Genomic DNA, 20,756 nt, shown 5'->3' on the forward strand with positions numbered 1-20,756 from the left:
GGACGGCGGGGCGGCCTGGTCCAGGTCGCGGGACGTCAGGAGACCGCCCCGGCCACGATCGCGGCGACCCCGAGGTCGGCGGCGGCCACGACCCAGCCCGCCGGGTGGATCGCCGTGCCCGTCCCGCCCGCGTCCACGAGCGTCGCGCCGAGCTTGCCGGGCGTGAGCACGTCCAGCAGGAAGAACGCCGCGACCATCAGCACGATGCCGATCCCGCCGAACACGGCGGTGTCGACCAGTCCGTCGGTCAGGTCGCTGTCGCTGGTCACGATCGCGGTCGTGACGATCACCGAGGTGCCGAAGAGCTTGGCGGCCAGCAGCAGCGCGGCGCCCCGGTTGCCCTCGGTCCAGATCTGCTTGCCGAGCCTGCCGGGCGTCGTCACCTCCACGACCAGGTAGCCGAGCGCCATCAGGGCGATGCCGACCGCGCCGTAGGCGAAGGTCGCCCCGATCTCGTGAAGGATGTCGTCGTTCATGTGTCGCTCCTCGTGTGCCCGACGCCCTCGTTTGCCCGATGTCTCATTTGCCCGAGCCTGGTCCGCCGCCGCGGAACGACGCGGCGCCCCTGCTGTTCCAGCCGTTGCTGCCGGGGCTGCTCCAGCGTCCGGCCACGTGCGAGTAGTGGCGGCTGTAGCCGCCGCGCGGGTTGTCGACCGTGATGCGGCTGCCCGTCCCGTTCGGCAGGACGCCGACGACGAGCTTCGGGTAGCGCATGAAGATGCCGCCGTTGGGGCCCATGGTGGCCATGTCGTCCACCCGGTCGATCGGCTTGAACTTGCGGCCGATCTCCGACGCCACCGTCCGCGGGGGCTTCGGCGACCGGTAGGTGCCCGATCCGGCCTTGGTGTACTTGCCGGCGATCCAGGACGACTGCGACTGCCCGCAGCCGCCGAGCAGCCCGGCGGTCACGGTGGCGGCGACCAGCACGCCCGCCGTCCGGTACCTGCGGCCCGCCTTGTTCCTGCCGATCGAGTGGTTTCTACTGTTCACGAGGTCTCACCAGCCGGCTCCGTGTCATCACGATCTCCCGGGTCTGCGGGTAGGCGTGCCATGTGCGCCATCCGACCGCGGCCTCCCGTCCCGCCGTCTCCTCCAGGGCAAGGGCGGTGACGGCGTGCGGGGAACCGGGGAACGCCCCGGTCAGCGCGTCACCGCGGTCCGCGAGCCGCGCGCACACCGCCTCGACGGCGCGGGCGAACGCCGTCCCGTCGCTGTGCGCCGCGGTCGTCGCGGCGAAGTCGTACGCCCAGCCGGGCACGCTCGTCGCCGCGCGTCCCGGCAGGGGTTCGGTGCGTCCCGGCAGGCACGCCACCGTCTCGCTCAGCGGCCCGGCGATGACCTGGTGGGACGCGCCGAGCAGGCGCAGCTCCACGGTCAGGTCCGCGCACTCCACCGAGAGGACGGCGAGGGCGTCCAGCGGCGGCAGGCCGAGCACGAACGACAGCCCGTCGGCGCGGGCGTCCGCGTAGGGGGTGTCGAGGACGGTCCGCAAGGTCAGCTTCCGCCCGGGTAGATCGTCATCGATCCCGCCGGGACGCGCTCGCCGAGGCCCGCCTCCCACTGGCCGCCGCCGTACTGCTCGAACGACAGGTACCTCCCGCGCGGGCCCTCGTAGTCGACGTACTCGACCCGGCCCTGGACGCCGACGCCCGTCGTGCCCTCGCTGGTGTAGCTGGCGGTGCCGTGCTCGTCGCGGCGGTACTCCACGCCGTCCACGACGACCGTCCTGTCTCCGGGACGCAGGTCGCCGATCTCGTGCTCGGTCCACCAGACGACCTCGAGGTCGGGGTCCTCCTCGACGGAGATCCAGACCTTGGTGCCCTCGATCGTGTCGGCGTCGAGGAGGTGCTCGCTCCAGGTGAAGCCGCCCTCCTTCAACCGCAGCGAGCCGCGGACGAAGTAGCGGGTGCCGAGGTACTCCACCATGTCGCCCGCCTTGAGGGCGCGCGGGTCGCCGGCGACCTGGTCCTCGGGGGCGAACGGGTCGCGCGGGACGGCCGGGGCGGGCGCCTGCGCCGGGGCGCCCGAGCGGCGCCGCAGCAGGACGACGATGAGCACGACCAGGGCGACCAGGATCAGTGCCAGCAGGATCACTATCGCCGCTTTGCCCACGGCACCTCCATCGTTTCGTCCGTTTCGGGGGGCCAGACCTGCGGATCCTACCGACTGTGGCCTGACAAGCCCATACCGCGATCAGACGTATCAAATGAAGATGCGGTTTCGTCCGGAAACTCCGGATTCCCTATCCCCGAACCGACCGAAACCGGCCGCCGCCACCGGCGGGAGAGCGGGGGTCAGAGGCGCGCGGCGGCGGCGGCGACGCGCTCGTCGGTCGCGGTGAAGGCGATGCGGACGTGCCGGGCGCCGCCCGGGCCGTAGAACTCGCCGGGGCCGACCAGGATCCCGAGGGACGACAGGTGGGCGACGGTGTCCCAGCACGGCTCGTCGCGCGTGGCCCACAGGTACAGGGACGCCTCGGAGTGGTCGACGCGGAAGCCGTGCCTCTCGAACGCCTCGCGCAGGGCGGCGCGGCGCCGCGCGTACCGGGCCCGCTGCTCGTCGACGTGCGCGTCGTCGCCGTAGGCGACGGTCATCGCGGCCTGCACCGGCGCCGGGACGATCATCCCGGCGTGCTTGCGGACCTCCAGCAGCCGCTTCACGAGGGCGAGGTCGCCGGTGACGAACCCGGCGCGGTACCCCGCCATGTTGGAGCGCTTGGACAGCGAGTTCAGCGCGAGCAGGCCCTCGTGGGAGCCCTCGCAGACGTCCGGGTGCAGGATCGAAATCGGCGGGTTCGCCTCGTCCCAGCCGAACTCCAGGTAGCACTCGTCGCTCACGACGACCGCGCCGCGGCCGCGCGCCCACGCGACGACCTTGCGCAGGTGCTCGGCGGGCAGCACCTTGCCGGTCGGGTTGGACGGCGAGTTCACCCACACGATCTTCGGGGCGACCGGGCCGAGGGAGAGCAGGCCGTCGGTCGCGACGGGGTCGGCCCCGGCGAGCCGGACGCCCACGTCGTAGGTGGGGTAGGCCAGCGCCGGGAAGACGACCTTGTCGCCGGGGCCGGCGCCGAGCAGCGTCGGCAGCCAGGCCACGAGCTCCTTGGTGCCGATGACGGGGAGCACCGCGTCGGGGTCGGCGCCCGTCACGCCGGCGCGGCGGCGCAGCCATCCCGCGACCGCCTCGCGGAGCCGCGGCGTGCCGTAGGTCTGCGGGTAGCCGGGCGCGTCGGACGCGTCGGCGAGGGCCTGCCTGATCGGCTCGGGCGTCGGGTCCACGGGCGTTCCGACCGACAGGTCGGCGATGCCGTCCGCGTGGGCCAGCGCCCGCTCCTTGTACGGCGCGAGCCGGTCCCACGGAAAGTCCGGCAACGTGAACAACGCCCTTACCTCCTCGGAGAGAAACCCACCGGGCCGCGGTCGTCGCCGACCACGGCCCGGTTGTCAGCGCAGGCGGCCTCCGGAGCGCCCGCGAGGAGCGCTCCAGAACCGCCCGCGATCACTCGTCGTGGCTCTGCGGGGGCAGCGCGGCGACGATCGGGTGGTCCTTGTCGATCTTCCCGACCTTGGACGCGCCGCCGGGCGAGCCGAGGTCGTCGAAGAACTCCACGTTCACCTTGTAGAAGTCCTTCCACTGGTCGGGGACGTCGTCCTCGTAGTAGATGGCTTCAACCGGGCAAACCGGCTCGCACGCACCGCAGTCGACGCACTCGTCCGGGTGGATGTAGAGCTGACGCTTCCCCTCGTAGATGCAGTCGACCGGGCACTCCTCGATGCATGCCTTGTCGAGCAGGTCCACGCAGGGCTGCGCAATGACGTAGGTCACGTCAGTGACTCCTCTCGGATTTCCGGCCCCGCCGCACGTCACGGCTCACCGCAAGCTCGCTGTGAATAGTATGGCCACCCCGCAGCCGACGATTCGACATGGGGGTCCCTACATGTCCGGCCGCTTCGCCGCACGCCTGGTGGTGGCCATCAGTGGCGCGGACGTGGGTCAGCGGATCTCGCTGCGCCGCCGTCTGCCAACGGGAGAGTACAGCGACGTCGTGGGCGTCCTCGAATCCTGGGCCGGCGGCACGCTCGCGGTGCGCCGCCGCGACGGCGAACTCGTCGAGGTCCCCGAGCAGGCCATGGTCGCGGCGAAGGTCGTCCCGCCGCAGCCTCCGCCCAAGCGGCGCCCCCGCCCGCCCGCCTCCGAGGACGACTGACGAGCGTGGGCCGTACGTGCGCGGGTCGTACTAGCGCGGGCTCGCCGGAGTGGTGGGCGATCCGGCGGGCGGGCGCGCCGGCGGTCCGGACGGCGGCGGGCTCGCCGTGACCTGCATCGGAGGCGGGGTCCGCTCGCTGTAGGACTCGCCCGGCACGAGCCGCCGTCCCATGAGCAGCTCCGAGACGGTCACGAACGTGAACCCGCGCCTGCGCAGGCCGTCCACCACCTTCGGGATGGAGTCGACGCTCGGCTTGTGGATGTCGTGGAACAGGACGATCCCGCCGGTCTTCGGCTCCTTGACCCCCACGCGCGTGTCGCGGGCGACGTCGCGGTAGCGCCAGTCGAGCGTGTCGACGCTCCAGAGGATCAGCGGCATCCCGACGGCGCGCTCGACGCGCTTGTTCACGGACCCGTAGGGCGGCCTGACCAGCGTGGGCGCGACGCCCGAGGCGTCCTTGACCGCCTTCTGCGTGCGCTGGATCTGGGAGCGCACCTCGGCCGACGACAGGGTGGTGAGGTCCGGATGCGACCAGGTGTGGTTGGCGACCTCCTGGCCGTCGAGCACCATCCGGCGCACGACGGCGCGATGGGCGCCGACGTTCTCCCCGAGCATGAAGAAGGTGGCGCGCACGCCATTCTTCTTGAGCGTGTCGAGTAGCCGTGTCGTGTACTCGCCGGGCCCGTCGTCGAACGTCAGCGCGACGCACTTCACCCGATCACAGTCGATCTTCCTGGGTGGGGGCGGCGCCGGAGCGGGCGGTCGCGTGGCCGGAGCCCTGCCCTTGAGCGTGCCGTGCTGCCCGGCGGTCCGCGCCTGGCGGTCGGCGTGGCTGCATCCGGCCGCGAGCAGGAGTCCGGCACCGATGACGGCACAATTCCTGATCCGCACCAGGCACCCCCGTAACGTGTTGCCTCGGGCGGTTCAATACCCTCCGTAACCGATGCAACACGCTTCCCGATGGTCCGGAAAATCAAGATCGTCCTTGGGACGCCCCGGGGATTTCCCCTCCATCATGCGACGGCCCGATCACCGGATCTTCACCCGGGGTCGCCGTAACGCCGGGCCCGTCCCCGGACCGGCCGGGTCAGCGGACGGGCCAGTCGGGGACCTCGGGCGGGAGGTCCGTGCTGACGCGCAGCGGGAAGGCGGCGTCGCGCTTCTCCAGGAAGGACGAGACGCCCTCCAGTGCGTCGGCCGCGCCGCCGAGGGAGGCCATGAGACGGGAGTCGGCGATGTGCGCGTCCCACGGGGACGGGGCGGACAGGCCCGACCACATGAGGCGGCGGATCGCCGCGACCGAGACGGCCGAGGTGTTGTCGGCGATCTCCCGCGCTAGCGCGTAGGCGGCCGGGAGGAGCTCGTCCGGCGCGTGGACGCGGGAGACGAGACGGCCCGCGAGCGCCTCCTGCGCGTCGAAGACGCGGCCGGTCGCGGCCCACTCCATGGCCTGCGCGATGCCGACCAGGCGCGGCAGGAACCAGCTGGAGGCGGCCTCGGTGACGATCCCGCGGCGCGCGAACACGAACCCGAACCTGGCCTTCTCGCTCGCGAGCCGGACGTCCATCGGGAGGGTCATGGTCACGCCGACGCCGACCGCCGCGCCGTTGAAGGCGCCGATGACGGGCTTGAGGCAGCGCGCGGTGCGGAGCGCGACCGTCCCGCCGCCGTCGCGCGGGGTGCCGTCCTCCAGGACGTCGTCCTCCCCGGCGAACATGTCCTTGGACTTGTCCTTGTCGAAGGTGTCGCCGCCGCCGCTCAGGTCGGCGCCCGCGCAGAACGCGCGCCCCGCGCCGGTCACCACGACCGCGCGCACGTCGTCGTCGGCGTCGATCCGGTCGAAGGCGTCGAGCATCTCGTTGCGCATGACGAACGTGTAGGCGTTCATCTTCTGCGGCCGGTTCAGCGTGACGGTGGCGATCCCGTCCCGGACCTCGTACTCGATCTCTGCGTACGGCACCTCGCGCACCCTTCTCCAGCCCGGTTGTCAGAATCCGATTCTAGGAACCGGCCTCTCCGGTCCGGGCCGCCAGGTCCGGCCTTTCAGGCTCCGGCCGTCAGGTGCGGGCCTCGGGGAACAGGCGGAGCAGGACGTCCCGGCGCCATTCGCCGAGGTCGCGCCCCGGGGGCGGGGCGATCGTCAGCGCACCGTCCTCCGCCGGCGCCAGGCGGATCCCGACGCCGGGCGCGAGCTCGTCCGGGACCTGGCCGGTGGCGGCGAGCCGCTGCGCGAGTGCGGCCAGGACCCGCGCCCAGCCCTGCCCCAGATAGGGCGGGAGGCCGTCGGCGCGCAACTCCGGAAGGCCCCTGGCGGACAGGCCGGAGGTCCGCAGGGAGAGGCCTTCCGGGCCCTCAGCACCGACGACGCGGATCTCGGACGTGACGTCCGCCACGGCAACCCCACCTCACCATTGGCCGATGTCCGATAAATTATGACAGTGAACTGGGCCGTGACGACGTACGACTCCGCCTTCGGGTACGTGTCCGCGCACGGTGCGCCCCTGGTCGACCTGCTCGATCCGCAGCCCGGCGAGAGGATCATCGATCTCGGGTGCGGCACCGGCTCGTTCAGCGCGGAGATCGCCGAACGGGGCGCCGAGGTGCTGGGCATCGACGGCAGCCCGGAGATGGTCGCGCAGGCGACCGCCATGCACGCGGGGCTGTCGTTCATCGTCGGCGACGCCCACGACTTCACCGTGGGCGAGTCCTTCGACGCGGTCGCCTCGAACGCGGCCCTGCACTGGATGACCCGCGACCCCGACGCGGTGATCGGGCGCGTCCACGCGGCGCTGCGCCCCGGCGGCCGGTTCGTCGGCGAGCTCGGCGGCGCGGGGAACTGCGCGGAGCTGATCGTCGCGATGCAGACGGCGTGGCGCGTGTTCGGCCTCGGCGAGCCCGAGCTGCCCTGGTACTTCCCGTCGCCCGCCGAGTACGCGACCAAGCTGGAGGAGGCCGGGTTCACGCTGCGGCTGCTGGAGCACGCCGACCGCCCCACCCGGATGACCGAGGGGCCGAACGGCGCCGCCGACTGGGTCCGCGCCTACGCCTCCCGCGCGCTGGCCGACGTCCCGCCGGAGCTGGTGGACCCGCTCCTTGAGCGGGTGAACGACCTCGCCGCGCCCGCGCTGCGCCGCGAGTCGGGATGGGTCGCCGACTACGTGCGGCTGCGGTTCGCGGCCGTCCGCCGCTCGGACGGCGCCGCCCCGGCGCCCTTCGGACCGCTGGCCGCCGACCACCCCCTGTAAGCCCCGCCTAGGGTGGGAGGCATGCTGCGCCTTCACGACCACCGGACGGGACGGACCGAGGCGCTGCCCGCCGGGCGCGGGTTGCGCGTCCAGGTCGTGGGCTCCTCCGACGCGCCGGAGGGCGGGTACCGCCGCGCCGTCGTCGCCGACCTGCTGCGCCGGGTCGCCGAGCGGGCCAGGCGCCGGGTCCGGGTCGTGAGCACGGCGAGTGCGGCTCCCGCCGGACTGGACGACTACAACGTCCAGCCGTTCGAGGTGCTGGAGGACGTGCTCCCGGACGCCGACGTGTACGTGACCGGAACGACCGACACATCCGGCATGGATGCGTTGCACCTGGTCGTGCCGCAGGAGTCGGGCGCCGCCCCGGACCCGTTGACCGCGCGGCTGGCGATGCTGGAAGTCCCCTACAGGGAGCCTTTGGAGCTGTCGGAGGAGCGACTGGCGGCGTCCGCCGCGAGGCTGGACGCGTGGCGCGGCAAGGTCGCCGAGTGGGCGACGTCCCCGGGGCGTCCGATGATCCGCGAGTACGCGGACGAGGCCCTGGCGGCGCTGGCCGACGACCTCGACGGCCCCACCGCGCTCGCCGTCCTGGACCGGCTCGCCGCCGACCGGGACGTCCCGCCGGGCGCGAAGCTGGAGACGTTCATCCACCTCGACCTGGTGCTGGCGCTCGGCCTGGTCTCCGCCATCGGCCAGGCCTGACCCGCCCCGCGACGGCCGGTCCCGTCAGCCGTTCGGGACCTCGACCATGCTGCCGTCGGCGAGGAGGTCGGCGACCGGGCGCCGGAACACGTGCGCCGTCCCGCCGCCCGGCTGGCCGAACCACGGGATCGCCGTTCCGGTAAGGGCCTCCAGGGGGCGCCGCAACCGGTAGAGGTGATACGGGCGGTCGCGCCACTCGGGTGGCAGGGACCGCTGCGGATACGGCGTGCGGGCCGCGTACGCCACGTTGCCGTCCGGGCCGCCGTAGCGGTCCACCTCGGTCCCGGCGGCCAGTTCCATGACGTGCCGGTCGCGCAGGAGCGACAGCGGCGGCTCGCCCTTGAGCGGCTCGAACGGCCCGTCCTCGACGGTGTGGCGCGGGTCGAGCAGGAGCCGTCCGAGAAGGTGCGCCGACGCCTGCTCGGCGTCGTCGAAGACGGCCTCATTCCGGCGCTCGCCGTCCCCCGCCTGGAACACCGACCAGCGCCCCGGCTCGGACGCCAGGCACCAGACGCCCTCGGCCACGTCTTCGAGGCGGCCCGCGTCGATCCGGCCCGCGTCGATCCGGTAGGCGGCGCGGTCGACCCGGAGCTGGTCGAGGCGGTGCTGGAGCCTGCCCTCCCAGCCGGGCTCGGCCTCGCGCCGGGGGCGTTCGGGCGCGGCGCGTCCGGTGACGGAGGCGTTCGCGGCGTCCATGGTGTCGTCGTCCACCGCGGGCACGCGGAAGCCGTTGGCCCTGATGTGCGCGACGAGATCGGGCTCCGGCGGGACGTCGTGCTCGCTCAGGTAGTAGGCCACCGCACCCGACCACACCCACGTCCCGTCGGTGTGGAAGGTCAGCGGCACCGCCGCGCCGCGCGACGGGTCGAGCCGGTCGGGGGCGTTGGAGCGCGCCGCCATGACGGCCGGGGCCCGCCGCAGGTACTCGGCGACGCGGGCGGCCTCCTCCGGCGGGACCGGCGGGCGCGACACGGCGGGGCGGCTCCCGTCCGGGCCCGCGTGGTCGAAGATCCTCGCCCTGCGCAGCCCGGACCGCGGCAGGGGCGGCGGCGTGTCGGCCACGGTCACCGGCCGGGGGCGCGGCCCGAGCCGCCGCGCCATCCAGTCCGGGACGTCCTCGCGCGGGAACCGTTCCAGCTCGCGCCGGACGTCGTCGGCGGACGGCTCCCGTTCCCAGCGCGGCTCGTCGTCATGGGTGAAGCTCGCGCGGCAGCGCACGGCCCCGTCCTCGTACAGGACCTCGAAGTCGATCCGGGACCAGGTGGAGCCCTGGAACGCGTGCGTCCCGGCGCGGAGCCGGTCGAGGAGCGCCGCCGCGTCGGCGGGCGCCGTCCAGGAGGTCCGGGTGCCGTCGCCGCGGTGGACGGTCGTCGCGGGCATCTCGGCGTGGCCGCCGACCGCCTGGTAGTGCCCGGAGACCCGCTCCCACAGCGCCGGCGCGCGGTCGCCGACCAGGATCGCGAACCGGTTCGACAGCAGCTCCATCTGCTCGACCGGGTTCATCGGCCCCGGATCGGAAGGGGGCCGCTCGGCGGGCTCGCGGCCCTCCAGGCGGTCGCGCAGCCAGGCCGGCACATGGGCGCCGTCGCGTGGCATCACGGTCTGGTCGCGCCGCCAGGAGTCCACCGGGATCGGCGGGTCCCACAGCGGGTCGAAGTCATGGTTGTGGAGCGCGGCCACCGCGCCCTTCTCGATGATCATGGTCATCGAGAACCAGGTCCCCCGCTCGGCCAGGTAGTGCGCGCGGCGCAGGTCCATCAGCAGGCCGGTCAGCTCCTCCGGGACGTCTTCGGCCGTCACGGTCCCGCCGTCGCCCGCCAGCACCGTCAGCGCGACGTCGCTCACCGCGACCGTCGCGGCGCAGCGCAGGTCGAGCCGCCGCCAGCCGGGCGGGGCCAGCCGCCGCGCGAAGTCCGCGACCCGGCCCTCGATCTCCGCGGCCCGGCTCCCCGCGTCCGCGCCCCGGCTCCCGGCCTCCGCGACGCGGTCGTCCTGGCCCGTCACCCGCGTCCCTCCGTCCCGATGGCTCCCCCTATGGCACCTGATCGGCAGGTTAACCGCACTAATCAATGTATTGCGCTCTAACCCGGGCATTCGCGACTCTCGGGGGAGGCTACTTTCGTATGTCGTGTCCACCGCTGCACCCGCGTCTTCCGTCCCGGCGTCCCCCGGCCCGCCGCCCCGGCGGCGCCGCCGCCTTACCCGCCCGCTGATGTCGGCGGTCGTCACGATCACAGCGCTGCTGTGCGCGCTCGTCGGCGCGATCGGCTGGTACTTCGCCGGCGTCGCCATCGAGGTCGACCACTCCGCCGAGTACCCGCTGACCATCGAGGACGCGGGGAACGGCACCGTCACGCTCCCCCGCGAGCCGGGGACCGAGCGCCCCGGCGCCTGGGCCCTCGTCTGGCGGGGCGGGCGGGCCCTGCTCGGGCCGGTCGTCGGCGGGAACGACGAGCACGTCGTCCGGAAGGTGTCGTCGGTCGTGGAGGGCGCCCTCGTGAAGGACGCCCCCGCGATGATCGACCACTGGATGTACGACGGCGACCCGAAGACCGCGCTCGGGCTGCCCTTCCAGGACGTCACGTATCCGTCCGAGGTCGGACCCATGCCGGCATGGCTCGTCCCAGGGAAGTCCTACAAGGGGACCTGGGTGATCGGCGTTCACGGGCGCAACGCCGACAAGGCCGAGACGCTCCGCGTCATGCGCACCGTCCACGCGCTGGGCATGCCGATGCTGTCCATCGCCTACCGCAACGACTTGGGCGCGCCACCCTCCGAGGACCGCCACAACCATCTGGGCGACAAGGAGTGGCATGACGTCGTCTCCGCCATGGGCTACGCACGCGCCCACGGTGCGACCGGCGTCGTCCTGTACGGATGGTCGATGGGCGGCGCGATGGCCATGACGACGTTGCAGCGTGACCCGTCGCTCGTCCGCGGGGTCGTGCTCGACTCCCCCGTCCTGGACTGGAACGCCACCCTGGACAAGCAGGCCGACGCCCGCCACCTGCCCGGCTTCATCACCGACATCGCCAAACGCGTCCTGCAGTGGCGGATCGGCATCGACCTGACCGACTTCGACATGCGCCGGTACGCGCCCCACCTGCGGACGCCGGTCCTCATGTTCACCACCGAGGACGACGCCACCGTCGCCAACGCCCCGGCCTTCGCGTTCGCCCGGAAGGCGCCGCCCGGCACGGTCACCCACATACCGACGCCCGGCGACCACACCGAGTCCTGGAACGTCGACCCGGCCGCCTACGAGCGCTCGCTCGTCGCGTTCCTCAAGCGGGTCGGCTGACCTCCAGCAAGGTCTTGCCGAGGGTGCCGCGCGACTCGATCGCCGCGTGCGCCTCCGCCGCCCCGTCGAGCGGGAAGCGCTGCCCGATCACCGGCTTGAGCCGTCCGGCCGCCGCCTCGCGCAGCGCGCTCAGCGTGAACTCCCGCAGTTCCTCGGGCGAGGCCCCGGGCCGGACGAGCGCCACGCCGCGCTCCTGCGCCTCCTCCTCGGGGATGCTCGCCCACCTCCCGCTGGCGAGGCCGAAGCTGACCATCCGCCCGCCCTTCCCGAGCAGGCCGAACGCCTCGCGCGCCACGTCGCCGCCGACCCCGTCGAAGACGACGTCCACCGGCCCGGCCTTCTCCGCCCAGCCCGGCTCGCCGTAGTCGACGGCCTCGTCCGCGCCCAGCCGGACCGCCAGCTCGGTCTTGCGACCGCCCTTCGCGGCGGCGACGACCGTGGCCCCCTGCGCCTTCACGAGCTGGACGAGCAGCGTCCCGACCCCGCCGGCCGCCGCCTCCACCAGCACGCGCTCGCCCTCGCGGGGACGGGCCGCACGGGTCATCATCGTCGCCGTCCGGCCGTCGGCGAGCAGGGCCACCGCGTCGTCGAGCGCCAGGCCGTCCGGCACCTCGAACAGGCCCTCGGCGTCCACGGCGGCCCTCTCGGCATAGCCGCCGGTGCCGCCGGTGCCGCTGACGACCCGCCGTCCGACAAGAGCCGCGTCGACGCCGCGGCCGACCGCCGTGACCACGCCGCCGACCCCGTTGCCCGGTATGACCGGCGGCTCCCACCGCACCGGCATCGGGCCGGAGCCCGACCGCATCTGCGTCTCCACGAACGTGATGTTGGCGAACTCGACCTCCACCAGGGCCTGGCCCTCGCCCGGCACCGGATCGGGCGCGTCACCCGGGACCAGCACCTCGGGCCCGCCGAACTCCCTCAACCACACCGCACGCATATCCGACTCCTCCTATCAGCGCCGTTCCAACGCGTCCTATCAGCGCGTTTCGGCGCGCCCTTTCAACGCCTCCGCCTGGAGCCTGGCACCTCAAGCAAGGTCGAGGTCAAGCGGGCGCAACGAATCTCTTTTCTCGCCCCACGCACCTCTGTAAGCTTTCGCGCGTATTCGGCCCGTCGTTTGCTGCCGCTCAGGGATTGGCGATGCGCACCCGGTTGGTACGTTCCTCCCCGCTGGGGCCCCGCCGCGCCGCCTGGCTGCCGGCCGTCCTCGCCGTGTGCGCGGCCGCGGGCTGCGGGTCGTCCGGGTCGCCCACCGGCGGCGAGCTGTCTCCCAACGGCCGGTTCGACACCGGCGGCCCCGCTCCCGCGGCGAACGCGCCCACCGCGATCCCGACCGAGCAGCTCTTCAGGACGGTGCTCGACCGCTACCGCGCCTACCAGGCCGCCTACAAGAAGGCCTACGAGACGAACGACCCCGCCGGCCTCACCGACGTCGCCATGGACCCCCTGCTCACCGAGGTCACCGACGACATCGAGGCCACCAAGGCCAAGGGCCAGATCTGGCGCTTCACGAAGACCGTGAACCCCCGGGTCTACGCCCGCTCCAAGGACAGCACGAAGATCTACCTGATCGACTGCGTCAAGACCCTCGCCGGCTACCGCTTCTCCGCCGAGACCGGCAAGCGGACCGGCGGAGGGAAGGGCGGTGCCTACGTGTACCGCTACACCGTCCAGTACGACGGCGGCACCTGGAAGGTCGCCGCCTCCGTCCGGGACGGCACATGCTGACATCCCCCCGAGGACACGCGATGTCTCACACCCCCACCCGGCGCCGCGCGGCGTCCGGCGTCACCGCGGCGACGGCCCTCCTGGCCACCCTCGCGTTCCCGGCCGCGGCCCTCGCCGACGGATGCGGCGGCGCGCACAAGGGCCTCGACTGCAACCTGTCCGGCGTCACCGGGGGAGGCGGCGGTGGAGGCGGAGGCGGGACCGGCGGAGGCTCGGGCGGCACCAGCGGCCCGGTGGCCCCGCCCGCGCCCGAGGGCCTGACCGACAACCAGGCCGTCGACGGCGTCGACGGCCCCGCCGCCGCGGCGCCCCCCGCGCCCGCGCCCCCCGACACCTGGACCCTGGTGCAGCAGGCCAGGGACTCGGCCCAGCTCCCCGTGCCGACCGTCCACACGGCTCCGAAGAACAAGACCTTCGTGCGGCTGCGGACGTCCCTGTGGGTGGACGGCTTCACCGTCGTCCAGACCCAGCCGATCACGGTGGGCGCCCAGACCGTCCAGGCGACGGCGACCCCGTCGTCCGTCACCTGGAACCTCGGCGAGGGCCAGCTCGTGTGCAAGGACGCGGGCACCCGAAACGGGAAGACCTGCAACTACACCTACAAGCGCTCCTCGACGGGCCAGCCGGGCGGCTCCTGGAAGATCACCGCCACGATCACCTGGAAGATCACCTGGACGTGCGAGGGCGCCGAGTGCGACTCCCCCGGCGGCACCCTCGACGACCAGACCATGACCTCCCAGCCCACCCCCCTGGTCGTCAGCGAAATCCAAACCAACACCGGCAACTAGAAAGAGCGGCCAGGGACGGCGTCGCGCCGCCCGCCGATTAGGAAGGGCGCCCTCGGCCTTACTGCTGCCATTCCTGCCTGGACTGCGCGCACCAATCGCCGAGCGCCACACAGCCAGCGGCCGCGCCCCGCCCGGACGCTCCGCACGGCGTCTTGGGGACGGTTGCCGCTCCGTTCGCCCGCACCCGCACTCGCTGCTCCGCCAGGCGGGATGTGAAGGGAGGCTCGCCGTCCATCGCCGCCTGCAGGAGGCATAGGGAAGACGAGCGGATGAGGAGGCGCCCATTGGCTTGCCACTGGCCTCGGTTCAGCGAAATTTCCCAGGACGGGTAACGCTCGCGGAGGGAGACCAGTGCGTCCGCCTCGCTCATGATGTGCTTTCAGGCAGTAGCGCCCACACGGCCTTCCCGCCGCCTCCGAGCGGCTGCGTGCCCCATTCCTTGACCAGGGCGCCCAGCATCGCCAGGCCGCGCCCGTCCTCGCTCAGCAGGTTCGCCGGACCCGCCACCGGCAGGACGTCGGAAAAGTCGAAGACCTCCACGACGGTTCCCTTGTCCGCCTGGACGACCCGCACGGTCGCCGTCGCGCTGCGGGTGTGCCGCAGGACGTTCGTCACCAGTTCCGACACCACGATCTTCGCCACGTAGGCGTCCTGGCCCCATCTCTCCAGGACGTCCTCGACCCAGTCCCGAGCCGTCTTGACCGACTCGGCCCGAACCGCCACCACGATCTCCGCGGGGCACTCCATGAACGATCACCTCCGACTTCCGGTAACTCCCCGCACAGAATCCACTCCAAGAAGTAACGTGACTATGCAAGTCCTCGGACGCACACCGAGGACTCAAAATCACTTAATGCCAGTTCAGAGTCACTGGAGCGCCCGTCATGGCCAACCGCAAGCCGTCCCCCGCTCTGAAGGCTTTCGGCGCGGAAGTCAGACGCCTACGCGAAGACGTCGGCATCACCCGGACAGAACTCGCCAACCGCATATCGGTAACGCCCTCGTACGTCTCGCAGGTCGAGAGCGGCAACACCCGCTGTCGCAAAGACTTCGCCCAGCGTCTCGACCAGGCGTTAGGCACAGGCGACCAACTGACGACCGCCTGGACAAAGCATCTGCGCGCGGCGAGCTACCCGAAGTTCTTCGCCGACTACTCGGAAGCCGAAGCAACAGCCGACCTCCTCCGCGCCTACGAGGCAACGTTCGTGCCTGGGCTTTTTCAGACAAAGGAGTACGCTCAGGCACTCCTCCCGAGCGAGGCCGCCGTCGAGCGACGTCTCCTTAGGCAGCAGATCCTCTCCCGTGATACCCCGCCCAGGCTTATAGTCGTCATGGACGAGAGCGTGCTCATGCGCGATGTCGGCGGCCCTGAGGTGATGCGCGGGCAGTGTGAGCACTTGCTGAGGGTGTCGCAACAGGACAGCATCACCCTCCAGATCGCCCCGATATCGCTTACTACCGCGGCATCTCCGGATCGTTTAACATCGCCACGCAACCCACTCGCGAAGAACTCGTCTACCTGGAGACCTCGCCCGGAGGGATCACATCCGACGAACCACGGGATATCTTGCACGTCATCGGCGCGTTCGCGGAGTTGCAGGCGCGTGCCATGAGTGCTGGCGATACTAGTAAATTCATCCGAAAGGCGATCGACCGGTGGACGATGTGACCTGGCGCAAGGCGCGACGGAGCAACGATCAAGAGGGGGCCTGTGTGGAGTTGGCAGCCCTTTCGGAGTGCGTAGGTGTACGAGACTCCAAAGATCCGAACGGCCCGAAACTCCTCGTCGCCCCCGCCGCATTCCGAGCACTGCTCACAGACCTCAAACAGCAGTAGCTTCACCGGTGGAAGCGGCGTCGTCACCCCCGGCCCCTCGGCTACCGGAGAACTTAACCTCCCAGTCCCCGGCCGTCAGTGAGACCCAGACCAAACGGACTCTCGCGATTCACAGGAAGGCGATGGCCCTGTGAGCACCGTGACCTGGCGTAAGGCGCGGCGAAGCGACAACCTCGGCGGCAACTGCGTGGAACTGGCACAGCTCGGCGAGGACGTGGGCATCCGGGACTCCAAGGATCCGGACGGGCCGAAGCTGTTGCTCGCCCTCGCCGCGTTCCGCGCACTGCTCGCGGATCTCAAGCAGCCATGACCTCATTGCTTGGCGTCGTGCGGGGCGTCGTCGTCCAGGGCGGACAGGTCCACGTCCACGTCGGGAAGATCAGAGGCGTCGGTCCAGGTGACGGTGGGGTCGAGGGGCTTGACCCCCGCCTCCCTCAGGTCGGCCTCGGCTTCTTCCAGGGCCTCGGTCGAGCGAGATCTTCCAGGCACGGGTAACGCTCGCGCAAGGAACCCAGTGCGTCGGCCTCGTTCTGACGTGCTTTCAGGCAGCAGCGTCCACACGGCTTTCCCACCGCCTCCGACCACGGCGATTTCAAGGTGGCCTGTCTGGGTGATCACGGTTCGACACACTTGTCGTCCGGTATGGGCTCGAAGTCGACGAGGGCCGCTCGGTGCGCCGTTGACGGGCGACCACTCGTGGGCCACGATGGTCGAGAACGGTTCGCGAAGTTTCTCGCAACGGAGGCAACGATGCGTGCACAGTTCCTCGGCAAGGACCCCGAGTCCCAGGAGGGGCAGTCGCCCACCCTGTTCGCCACTGACCGCACCGACCGGGTGACGTACATCGCCCAGGGCTGGAAGGTCACCGACGCCCAGGCACTTGCGGACGTCGGGGACGTGCCCGACCACGAGACCCTGATCGAGATCCCGGAGGACGTACTCAAGATGTACGCGCTCCGCTACCTGGAGCAGGAGGGTCTGCGCTGAGCCGTATGATCGAACCCGGTCCCGAGTTCGGCCGACTGTTTCGCAGCTTCGAGCACACCGCTTTCCGGCTGGAGACGCGCGACCTCTACAAGTCCGCCAACGAGGCCAGGGCGCTCGACCAGTTCACCGCCGGCGAGCCGGTGGACATGGGCTGGTTCCAGAACTGGTTGAGCATGATCCGGGAGGCGACCGCAGCGGGCCGGCGGTTCTCACGTGTCCGAGTCGTGAGCACTCCTCTCACCGACTACAGCCGCTTCGGCATCTTCTGCTCGGAGCACACCAACCAGGCCGGCGAGGACATCAGGTACTTGAGGCGTGAAGACGCCTCCGGCCTGCCGGACTACGACTACTGGTTGTTCGACTCGTCCAAGCTGGTGCGGATGCACTTCGATGACGATGAGAACTTCCTGGGCGGCGAACTGATCGGGGACCCCACCGAGATCGTGAAGCACAGCTACTGGCGAGATGCGGCTTGGCACCACGCCATACGACGGGACGACTTTGCCACCGAAGCGAACGACCGGCATCACCAGCGTTCATGAAGCTCGTGATGCACTCGGCAAGCGACTCCGCGAGCTGCGCACCGCTGCGGGACTGAGCGGGCGCGCGCTCGCGGAGTCGTTGTCGTGGCCGCCCTCCAAGGTCAGCAAACTGGAGAACGGCAAGCAGACGCCGACAGACGACGATATCCGCGACTGGACGCGGGCAACGGGCAGTGAGGACAAGACGGAGGCCCTGCTCGCTTCCCTGCACACCCTCGAAGTCCAGCACGCCGAGTGGCAACGACAACTCCGCGTCGGGCTCAAGCCGCATCAGCAAGTGGTTGCGGACATCAACGCCAAGACGCGGCTGTTCCGGGCCTTCGAGTCCACGTTCATCCCCGGCCTGCTCCAGACTGCCGGGTACGCCCGCTACCGCTTCGCCCAGAGCATCACGGTCTTCAAGGTGCGCAACGACATTGACGAAGCGGTCGCCGCGCGGGTTCAGCGCCAAGACATCCTGTACCGGGGAGACAAGCGGTTTCACTTCGTGCTGACCGAGGCGGCGCTCCGTTACCGACTCTGCCCGCCAGAGATCATGCTCGGGCAACTTGATCGCCTCGTGTCCCTTTCGGCCCTGCCCAACGTGAAGCTCGGCATCATCGGGTTCGAGACGGCCTACGTGGTCGCGCCTGCCCACGGCTTCTGGCTGCTGGACAACGACCGCGTGATGGTCGAGACCTTCTCGGCCGAACTGAACCTTGCACAGCCGCAGGAGACCGCACTCTACGGCGGCATCTTCGAGAGCCTGGCCGGAGTCGCCAGTTACGGCCGGAGTGCGCGGGCGATCATCAACCGGGTCATTGACGATCTTGCCCCGGAACCCTCGGAAGATGGCGAGTGATTTCCCAGGCACTCACTCGTCCGAATGTTTCGAGAAATGCCAAGAATTTTTCTATTCACCACGGCTTTTCCTTCCTACTCTCCCGGTAGGGACGCCGCACAGCGTCCGTCCTCAAGGGACTTGGGAGTAGCCAGTGGCGACCCGCGTTGCCCTGCTGAGCAGGGATCAGATCGACAAACTTCCCGACCGTGCCCGCGAAGTCGTGGAGTATCGCAAGAGCGGCCTCAGCCTGAACCACATCCAGGGGTGCCCGCTGGACTGCGCGTACTGCATCCGGCACACCTACGGCCTGTGGGACCAGCGCGTACCGCGGGCGCTCATGTCCGACGCCCAGGCCGTTGAGGAGCTGGTGACTCATCGGTACTTCCAGCCGCACGTGACCCCGGTGCAGGTGTTCAACCGGGCCACCGACCCGTTCCTCCCGGTCGTCCGTCCGCACACGCTGGCCGTGCTGGAAGACCTGGACGAGCGGAGGTTGACCAACCACGTCCTCGTCATCACGCGCCACCGGATGAAGCCCGAGGACATCGAGCGGCTGAACCAGCTCCGACACATCAAGCTCACGCTGCTCTTCACGTACAGCGGCATCGACAACAAGGAGATCGAGCCCTACCCGTCTTCGGTGGCGGCCGAGTCCTTGAAGCTCATGAGCAGGCCGGCGCGGCGCCGGTACCGCACAGTCCTCTACTGGCGTCCGCTGGTGCCGGGTCTCAACGACAAGCCAGAACACCTGGACGCCGCCTATCAACTCGCCCAGCACGCCGACGCCACGGTGTTCACGGGGCTGTTCTACCGCGACGAGATCGCGGAGTACTACAAGGCCAACGGTCTGCCGGAGCCGTACGAGGACACCGCGCGGCGGAAAATCGTGCCCGAGACGCTGGAGCAACGGGTACTCGCCACCTTCGACGCGGCGACGCCGCTGTTCCGCAAGACGAGCTGCGCGGTCGCCCACGCACACGGCCTGCCGGACTACAACGGCCACATCGGCATTCCCGAGCTGTGCGACATCTGCCCGCTGAGTCAGCTCGAACTCTGCCGGAACGCGCACACGCAGCCGTCACCCGAGCGGTTGCGGGAGGTCGCGGAGTGCCTGCCCGAGGCTCGTGGTCTGGTGGTCGTGGACATCACCGAGCGGGCGGCTGTGGTGTCCGGCCTGGAGACCGAACAGCCGCGCTACTACCTGCAACACGCTCTCGGCTTCCAGGTTCACGACGTGCGCCACCCGCACCGTGAGCGTCGGCACGGTCGTGCCGACATCGGCTGGAAGGGCGAGAAGCAAGATGACTGAATGGACGAGCCTCAACTTCGTGATCGTGGACGTCGAGGGCAACGGCCAGCAGCCGCCCGACCTGGTGGAGCTGGCCGCCGTGCCGATCGTCGGTGGGGTCATCGGGGAACCGCTGAGCTGGCTGGTCAAGCCCGACGCCCCGATCAAGCACTTCGCCACCCGCATCCATGGCCTGACCAACAAGGACGTGGCCGACTGCCCGTCGTTCGCGGCCATCTCCGGCAACGTGCTCGCCGCCCTGGACGCAGACGCTCTCGTGGCGCACAACGCCCACGTCGACCTCGGCGTACTGAGCCGTAAGTTCCCCGGCTGGGAGTCGCCCGAGGTCTTCGACACGCTGAAGCTGGCGCGGCGGTTGGTGCCGGGGCTGGACAGCTACCGGCTCGGGAGGCTGGTCGAGGCGTACAGCCTGGCCGAGGGCCTGCCGGAAGTCCTCACCCCGCACCGGGCGACGTACGACGCCCTGGTCACCGCGCGCCTGTTCGTGCTGCTCGCCACCAAGGCCGCCAGCCTGGAAGACCTGCGTGGCCGACCCCCCAAGGAGGTCGACGAAGATGCTCTCTTCTAGCAGCAGGCGCATTGGCTTCGGCTCGATGCAGCTCACCGGCCCTGGCCACTGGGCCGCACCGGACGACCCTGAACAGGCCATGCAGGTGCTCCGCGATGCGGTCGACGCGGGCGTAACGCACATCGACACCGCCGACGCCTATGGCCCGTTCACCGCCGAGAAGTACATCCGCAAGGCGTTGCATCCCTACCCCGAGGGCTTGGTCATCGCCACCAAGGGCGGACTGACTCGGCAAGGTCCCAACCAGTGGGCACCGTGTGGGCGGCCGGAGTACCTGCGCCAGTGCGTCGAGATGAGTCTCCGGCGACTACAGGTCGAGCGGATCGGCCTCTACTACCTGCACCGCATCGACCCCGCCGTTCCGTTGGAAGACCAGCTCGGCTTACTGCGGGACATGCAGGACACAGGGAAGATCAGCAGTATCGGGCTTTCCAAGGTGACCTTGGAACAGCTCCGCACGGGTGGCGAGCTGGTTGACGTCGCGGCCGTGCAGAACAAGTACAACGTCGCCAACCGGACATCAGAAGACGTTCTCCGGCATTGCGAGGTGACCGGCATCCCCTTTGTGTCGTACGCCCCGCTGGCAACGGGTCGGCTCGCAGAACCCCACGGTGTGCTTCGGGAGCTGGCTGCCGAGTACGGCGCGACACCGGCCCAGGTCGCGCTGGCGTGACTGTTGCACCGGTCGCCCGTGGTAGCGCCGATCCCCGGAACCAG

27 protein-coding genes and 1 pseudogene are annotated in these 20,756 nt (G+C 70.7%); 15 read left to right on the forward strand and 13 right to left on the reverse strand.

Annotation, left to right across the window (positions count from 1 at the left end; translation table 11 throughout):
• Positions 1 to 35 precede the first annotated feature (35 nt).
• The 6 genes from FKD65_RS14915 to fdxA all read right to left on the reverse strand — a co-directional run bounded on the left by FKD65_RS14915 (position 36) and on the right by fdxA (position 3,825).
• Positions 36 to 476: a DUF350 domain-containing protein gene (locus tag FKD65_RS14915; protein WP_141578069.1), complete on the reverse strand. Its 441-nt coding sequence runs from the start codon at positions 474 to 476 to the stop codon at positions 36 to 38.
• A 43-nt stretch (positions 477 to 519) separates the two neighbouring features.
• Positions 520 to 990 carry a DUF4247 domain-containing protein gene (locus tag FKD65_RS14920; RefSeq protein ID WP_141578070.1) on the reverse strand — a complete coding sequence of 157 codons (471 nt, stop codon included), beginning with the start codon at positions 988 to 990 and terminating at the stop codon, positions 520 to 522.
• Positions 980 to 1,492, reverse strand: a complete 513-nt coding sequence (locus tag FKD65_RS14925) for a DUF2617 family protein (protein ID WP_141578071.1) — start codon at positions 1,490 to 1,492, stop codon at positions 980 to 982. The genes FKD65_RS14920 and FKD65_RS14925 overlap by 11 nt, the downstream gene beginning before the upstream one ends.
• 2 nt (positions 1,493 to 1,494) lie before the next feature.
• Complete coding sequence (locus tag FKD65_RS14930; protein WP_141578072.1) at positions 1,495 to 2,112, reverse strand: DUF4178 domain-containing protein; 618 nt, start codon at positions 2,110 to 2,112, stop codon at positions 1,495 to 1,497.
• 182 nt (positions 2,113 to 2,294) lie between these two features.
• Positions 2,295 to 3,380, reverse strand: a complete 1,086-nt coding sequence (gene dapC, locus FKD65_RS14935; protein ID WP_141578073.1) for a succinyldiaminopimelate transaminase — start codon at positions 3,378 to 3,380, stop codon at positions 2,295 to 2,297.
• A gap of 118 nt (positions 3,381 to 3,498) precedes the next feature.
• Positions 3,499 to 3,825 (reverse strand): ferredoxin, encoded by a 327-nt coding sequence (gene fdxA, locus FKD65_RS14940; protein ID WP_141578074.1) that lies wholly within the window; start codon positions 3,823 to 3,825, stop codon positions 3,499 to 3,501.
• A gap of 112 nt (positions 3,826 to 3,937) precedes the next feature.
• Here fdxA and FKD65_RS14945 point away from each other — a divergent pair, with 112 nt between their 5' ends.
• Positions 3,938 to 4,207, forward strand: coding sequence for a hypothetical protein (locus FKD65_RS14945; protein ID WP_141578075.1), 270 nt, complete (start codon positions 3,938 to 3,940; stop codon positions 4,205 to 4,207).
• Between the two features lie 30 nt (positions 4,208 to 4,237).
• Here FKD65_RS14945 and FKD65_RS14950 read toward each other — a convergent pair whose 3' ends face one another.
• From FKD65_RS14950 to FKD65_RS14960, 3 genes are all read right to left on the reverse strand, one after another.
• Complete coding sequence (locus FKD65_RS14950) at positions 4,238 to 5,098, reverse strand: polysaccharide deacetylase family protein (protein ID WP_141578076.1); 861 nt, start codon at positions 5,096 to 5,098, stop codon at positions 4,238 to 4,240.
• Positions 5,099 to 5,294: 196 nt separating this feature from the next.
• Positions 5,295 to 6,167, reverse strand: a complete 873-nt coding sequence (locus FKD65_RS14955; protein WP_141578077.1) for a crotonase/enoyl-CoA hydratase family protein — start codon at positions 6,165 to 6,167, stop codon at positions 5,295 to 5,297.
• 97 nt (positions 6,168 to 6,264) lie between these two features.
• Complete coding sequence (locus FKD65_RS14960) at positions 6,265 to 6,600, reverse strand: hypothetical protein (RefSeq protein ID WP_141578078.1); 336 nt, start codon at positions 6,598 to 6,600, stop codon at positions 6,265 to 6,267.
• A 45-nt stretch (positions 6,601 to 6,645) separates the two neighbouring features.
• Here FKD65_RS14960 and FKD65_RS14965 point away from each other — a divergent pair, with 45 nt between their 5' ends.
• The gene (locus FKD65_RS14965; RefSeq protein ID WP_240810155.1) at positions 6,646 to 7,452 is read left to right on the forward strand and encodes a class I SAM-dependent methyltransferase; all 807 of its coding nucleotides are present in this window, start codon (positions 6,646 to 6,648) and stop codon (positions 7,450 to 7,452) included.
• A gap of 21 nt (positions 7,453 to 7,473) precedes the next feature.
• Positions 7,474 to 8,154 (forward strand): hypothetical protein, encoded by a 681-nt coding sequence (locus FKD65_RS14970; RefSeq protein WP_141578080.1) that lies wholly within the window; start codon positions 7,474 to 7,476, stop codon positions 8,152 to 8,154.
• Positions 8,155 to 8,178: 24 nt separating this feature from the next.
• Here the strand turns inward: FKD65_RS14970 and FKD65_RS14975 are convergent, their stop codons facing one another.
• On the reverse strand, positions 8,179 to 10,158 hold the full coding sequence (locus tag FKD65_RS14975) for a TNT domain-containing protein (protein ID WP_240810156.1): 1,980 nt from the start codon (positions 10,156 to 10,158) through the stop codon (positions 8,179 to 8,181).
• A gap of 124 nt (positions 10,159 to 10,282) precedes the next feature.
• On the opposite strand from FKD65_RS14975, the gene FKD65_RS14980 reads away from it, so the two are divergent.
• On the forward strand, positions 10,283 to 11,455 hold the full coding sequence (locus FKD65_RS14980) for a S9 family peptidase (RefSeq protein WP_141578081.1): 1,173 nt from the start codon (positions 10,283 to 10,285) through the stop codon (positions 11,453 to 11,455).
• On the opposite strand, the gene FKD65_RS14985 is transcribed toward FKD65_RS14980, so the two are convergent.
• Positions 11,439 to 12,395, reverse strand: coding sequence for a zinc-binding dehydrogenase (locus FKD65_RS14985; RefSeq protein ID WP_141578082.1), 957 nt, complete (start codon positions 12,393 to 12,395; stop codon positions 11,439 to 11,441). The genes FKD65_RS14980 and FKD65_RS14985 overlap by 17 nt on opposite strands.
• Before the next feature lie 203 nt (positions 12,396 to 12,598).
• On the opposite strand from FKD65_RS14985, the gene FKD65_RS14990 reads away from it, so the two are divergent.
• Positions 12,599 to 13,186 carry a hypothetical protein gene (locus FKD65_RS14990; protein ID WP_141578083.1) on the forward strand — a complete coding sequence of 196 codons (588 nt, stop codon included), beginning with the start codon at positions 12,599 to 12,601 and terminating at the stop codon, positions 13,184 to 13,186.
• A 20-nt stretch (positions 13,187 to 13,206) separates the two neighbouring features.
• The gene (locus tag FKD65_RS14995) at positions 13,207 to 13,974 is read left to right on the forward strand and encodes a hypothetical protein (RefSeq protein WP_141578084.1); all 768 of its coding nucleotides are present in this window, start codon (positions 13,207 to 13,209) and stop codon (positions 13,972 to 13,974) included.
• 366 nt (positions 13,975 to 14,340) lie between these two features.
• On the opposite strand, the gene FKD65_RS15000 is transcribed toward FKD65_RS14995, so the two are convergent.
• Positions 14,341 to 14,721: an ATP-binding protein gene (locus FKD65_RS15000; RefSeq protein WP_141578085.1), complete on the reverse strand. Its 381-nt coding sequence runs from the start codon at positions 14,719 to 14,721 to the stop codon at positions 14,341 to 14,343.
• Positions 14,722 to 14,858: 137 nt separating this feature from the next.
• Between FKD65_RS15000 and FKD65_RS15005 the strand changes: the two are divergent.
• The 3 genes and pseudogenes from FKD65_RS15005 to FKD65_RS15015 all read left to right on the forward strand — a co-directional run bounded on the left by FKD65_RS15005 (position 14,859) and on the right by FKD65_RS15015 (position 16,120).
• A pseudogene (locus FKD65_RS15005) lies at positions 14,859 to 15,643 on the forward strand (helix-turn-helix domain-containing protein).
• Positions 15,640 to 15,810, forward strand: coding sequence for a DUF397 domain-containing protein (locus FKD65_RS15010; protein WP_302931615.1), 171 nt, complete (start codon positions 15,640 to 15,642; stop codon positions 15,808 to 15,810). Before FKD65_RS15005 ends, FKD65_RS15010 begins: the two are co-directional and overlap by 4 nt.
• Before the next feature lie 130 nt (positions 15,811 to 15,940).
• Positions 15,941 to 16,120 (forward strand): DUF397 domain-containing protein, encoded by a 180-nt coding sequence (locus FKD65_RS15015; RefSeq protein ID WP_141578088.1) that lies wholly within the window; start codon positions 15,941 to 15,943, stop codon positions 16,118 to 16,120.
• Between the two features lie 2 nt (positions 16,121 to 16,122).
• Here the strand turns inward: FKD65_RS15015 and FKD65_RS44210 are convergent, their stop codons facing one another.
• On the reverse strand, positions 16,123 to 16,299 hold the full coding sequence (locus FKD65_RS44210; RefSeq protein WP_168221047.1) for a hypothetical protein: 177 nt from the start codon (positions 16,297 to 16,299) through the stop codon (positions 16,123 to 16,125).
• Between the two features lie 261 nt (positions 16,300 to 16,560).
• Between FKD65_RS44210 and FKD65_RS15020 the strand changes: the two genes are divergently transcribed.
• From FKD65_RS15020 to FKD65_RS15045, 6 genes are all read left to right on the forward strand, one after another.
• Positions 16,561 to 16,797, forward strand: a complete 237-nt coding sequence (locus tag FKD65_RS15020; protein ID WP_141578089.1) for a hypothetical protein — start codon at positions 16,561 to 16,563, stop codon at positions 16,795 to 16,797.
• A 5-nt stretch (positions 16,798 to 16,802) separates the two neighbouring features.
• Complete coding sequence (locus FKD65_RS15025; protein WP_240810157.1) at positions 16,803 to 17,339, forward strand: DUF6879 family protein; 537 nt, start codon at positions 16,803 to 16,805, stop codon at positions 17,337 to 17,339.
• Positions 17,263 to 18,180, forward strand: a complete 918-nt coding sequence (locus tag FKD65_RS15030; RefSeq protein WP_205718670.1) for a helix-turn-helix transcriptional regulator — start codon at positions 17,263 to 17,265, stop codon at positions 18,178 to 18,180. Before FKD65_RS15025 ends, FKD65_RS15030 begins: the two co-directional genes overlap by 77 nt.
• Before the next feature lie 133 nt (positions 18,181 to 18,313).
• Positions 18,314 to 19,471, forward strand: coding sequence for a radical SAM protein (locus tag FKD65_RS15035; RefSeq protein WP_141578091.1), 1,158 nt, complete (start codon positions 18,314 to 18,316; stop codon positions 19,469 to 19,471).
• On the forward strand, positions 19,464 to 20,039 hold the full coding sequence (locus tag FKD65_RS15040; protein WP_141578092.1) for a 3'-5' exonuclease: 576 nt from the start codon (positions 19,464 to 19,466) through the stop codon (positions 20,037 to 20,039). Before FKD65_RS15035 ends, FKD65_RS15040 begins: the two co-directional genes overlap by 8 nt.
• Entirely contained in the window at positions 20,026 to 20,712 is a 687-nt protein-coding gene (locus tag FKD65_RS15045; RefSeq protein WP_302931600.1) for an aldo/keto reductase, read from the forward strand. Before FKD65_RS15040 ends, FKD65_RS15045 begins: the two co-directional genes overlap by 14 nt.
• Positions 20,713 to 20,756: the final 44 nt, after the last annotated feature.

This window comes from Actinomadura sp. WMMA1423, from assembly GCF_006547145.1.
Lineage (GTDB): Bacteria > Actinomycetota > Actinomycetes > Streptosporangiales > Streptosporangiaceae > Spirillospora.